Genomic DNA, 2,887 nt, shown 5'->3' with positions numbered 1-2,887 from the left:
GGGCAGGGGAGAAAACTGAAAACTCTCTTCCCCCATTCCCTGTTCCCCATTCCCTAAACATCCTCCTCAACTAACTCCTCATCGCTTTCTGAGCCAGATAATGGTACTAACGCCACAGCCGCGATCGCATCATCCTCATCTAATCGTTGCACTCTTACCCCTGTCGCCATCCGAGATTGAGGCGAAATGGCATCAATCGCCTGACGAATAATAATCCCGCGACTGGTAACAATCATCAATTCTTCCCCTTGATTCACCACCCGCAGCGCCGCTAAGTTATCTTTCGGCAAGCGGAATTTGGTGGCTAGGATACCCATCCCCGCCCGATTTTGTAAGCGGAATTGGGATACGGGGACTCGTTTGCCATAACCTCCCATTGTCACAACTAACACCCAAGGACCAGGTGTTTCTACCACCTCAGCGCCGTTAGTTTCCACTACCTCAGCGTCGTTAGTTTCCACTACCTCAGCGCTGTTGGTATCTTCTGTTGTCTCTTCCTCCGACTCCACCTCAGTTGCTGGGGCAAGGTTAGCAATAACTTGACTTGAGAGAATATCCATGCTAATCAATTCATCATTAGCACGAAGTTTCATCGCCCTCACCCCCCGCGTAGCGCGACCAAGGGGACGTAATTGGTCGTTATCTGTCTTAAAGTGAATCGCCATCCCCTGACGAGAAGCGATAATAATACTATCTTCTGGTTTAGCGCGACGTACCCAGCGTAATTGATCTCCTTCTTCTAAAGAAATAGCAATTAAACCATTTGCTCGGATATTACTAAAAGCAGCTAGGGCAGTTTTTTTGATGTAACCTTGACGAGTTAACATCACCAAATATTCATTTTCGCTAAATTCAGAAACAGGCACAATTGAGGTAATTTTTTCCTCGTGAGGAATGGGTAACATCTGAACGATGGGTACACCTCGTGCTGTGCGGGAGGAGGTGGGAATTTGGTACGATCGCAAACAGTATACGACACCGCGATCGCTAAAGAATAAGATGCTATCGTGATCGCAACAAGAGAAGAAATGTTCAACCCCATCATCTTCTTTAATCCGCGCTCCTGCTTTCCCGCGAGTCGCCCTTGCTTGTGAGGTAAAGGAGTTGACAGGCATCCGTTTAATATAGCCTTGTTCTGTCAGCAAAATCACCACTTTTTCATTAGCGATGAGATCGATATCTCCGATGTCACCTTCAATTTGTTCAATTGTTGTCCGTCGCGGTGTGGCGTGGGTGGTTTTGATTTGAGCGACTTCGGTTTCAATAATTTCGAGAATCCGACTTCTCTTGGCTAGGATATCGCGCAAATCGGTAATTTTTACTTGTAAGTCTTCGTGTTCGGCTTGAATCTTTTGGGCTTCTAATGCTGTTAATCGTCGCAACTGCATTTGGAGAATTGCGTCAGATTGGGCTTCACTCAGACCAAATCTTTCGATTAACTGTCCTTTGGCGGTGGTGCTATCTGCTGCTGCACGAATAGTAGTAATGACAGAATCCAAGTTATCGAGGGCAATCAGTAACCCTTGGAGTAAGTGATCTCTTTCCTCAGCTTTTCTTAGTTCGTATTGCGTTCGACGGGTAATAGTTTCAATCCGGAAATCGAGGAATACACTGAGAAATTGCTTAATCGTCAGGAGTTGGGGTTCGTTATTCACCAACGCCAACATATTAGCGCCGAAATTATTTTGTAATGGGGTTTGTTTGTAGAGGTTATTGAGAACGACACGGGGATAAGAATCTCGCTTGAGTTCGATCACAATCCGCATCCCGTCGCGATCGCTTTCGTCTCGAATATCGGAAATTCCTTCTAGGCGCTTCTCGTTCACCATTTCGGCGATTTTCTCAATCAGCGCCGCCTTATTGGTTTGGTAAGGTAATTGTGTGATAATAATCGCGTCTTTATCTGGTCGTCCGCGATGTTCGACGGTTTCAATTTCGGCGACACCCCGCATTGTAATTGAACCGCGTCCTGTGGTGTATGCTTCTTTAATTCCAGATGTTCCCAGTATTTGCCCTCCGGTGGGAAAATCAGGACCTGGGATGTAGTGCATTAACTCAATATCAGTTATTTCTGGATTTTGAATTAGTGCCAGCAACCCATCAATTAACTCACCCAAGTTATGGGGTGGAATATTCGTTGCCATCCCCACGGCAATTCCGGAAGAGCCATTAACGAGTAACTGAGGAATCCTGGAGGGTAAAACCGTTGGCTCTTGTTGGGAACCATCAAAGTTATCAATAAAGTCTACAGTTTCCGATTCAATATCTCGCAGGAGAGAATCTGTAGCAAAGGATTGCAAGCGGCATTCTGTGTAACGCATTGCCGCAGGTGGATCGTTATCTACCGAACCAAAGTTACCATGTCCGTTAATCAGGGGCGATCGCATGGAGAAATCCTGCGCCATCCGGACTAAAGCATCATAAACTGCCGTATCGCCGTGAGGGTGATATTTACCTAGCACTTCCCCCACCACACGGGCGCATTTCCGGAAGGGACGATCTGGACTCATGCCCAATTCGTGCATAGCATAGAGAATCCGCCGATGTACTGGCTTGAGTCCATCCCTCGCATCTGGTAGCGCCCGACCCACAATGACGCTCATTGCATATTCTAGATAACATCTAGACATCTCACTGCCCAAATTGGTCGGGACAATCCGCTCTTGGGATAAACTCATAGAATGAAAAACTCCATTAAAATTCTCAATTTGGCTCCCTAAAGTCGAAAAGTCGATTAAACTGCCACTTTTCACCCAGATATTCGCCAAATATTGCTACTTTCTTTTAAAATTTTAACACAATTACCGCGATCTCAGGGGATGGGGAGTGGGGGGATAGTTTTGAGTTTTGTTAGCGCAGCGGGACGAAGTCCGTTTTGAGTTAAAAC

Annotated in this window: 1 protein-coding gene; it reads right to left on the bottom strand. The window is 46.3% G+C overall.

Annotated elements, in window-relative coordinates:
• Positions 1–53 precede the first annotated feature (53 nt).
• Positions 54–2,678, bottom strand: a complete 2,625-nt coding sequence (gene gyrA / locus NJ959_RS28015) for a DNA gyrase subunit A (RefSeq protein WP_254015045.1) — start codon at positions 2,676–2,678, stop codon at positions 54–56.
• Positions 2,679–2,887: the final 209 nt, after the last annotated feature.

It is taken from the genome of Limnofasciculus baicalensis BBK-W-15, from assembly GCF_024178385.1.
Taxonomy (GTDB): domain Bacteria; phylum Cyanobacteriota; class Cyanobacteriia; order Cyanobacteriales; family Coleofasciculaceae; genus Limnofasciculus; species Limnofasciculus baicalensis.
Note: the sequence above shows the minus strand (reverse complement) of the source record. Positions and strands in the feature narration are given on the sequence as shown.

Coding starts and splice junctions, on each gene's coding strand:
- gyrA (WP_254015045.1), bottom strand. CDS start 2,678: ATGAGTTTATCCCAAGAGCGGATTGTCCCGACCAATTTGGGCAGTGAG.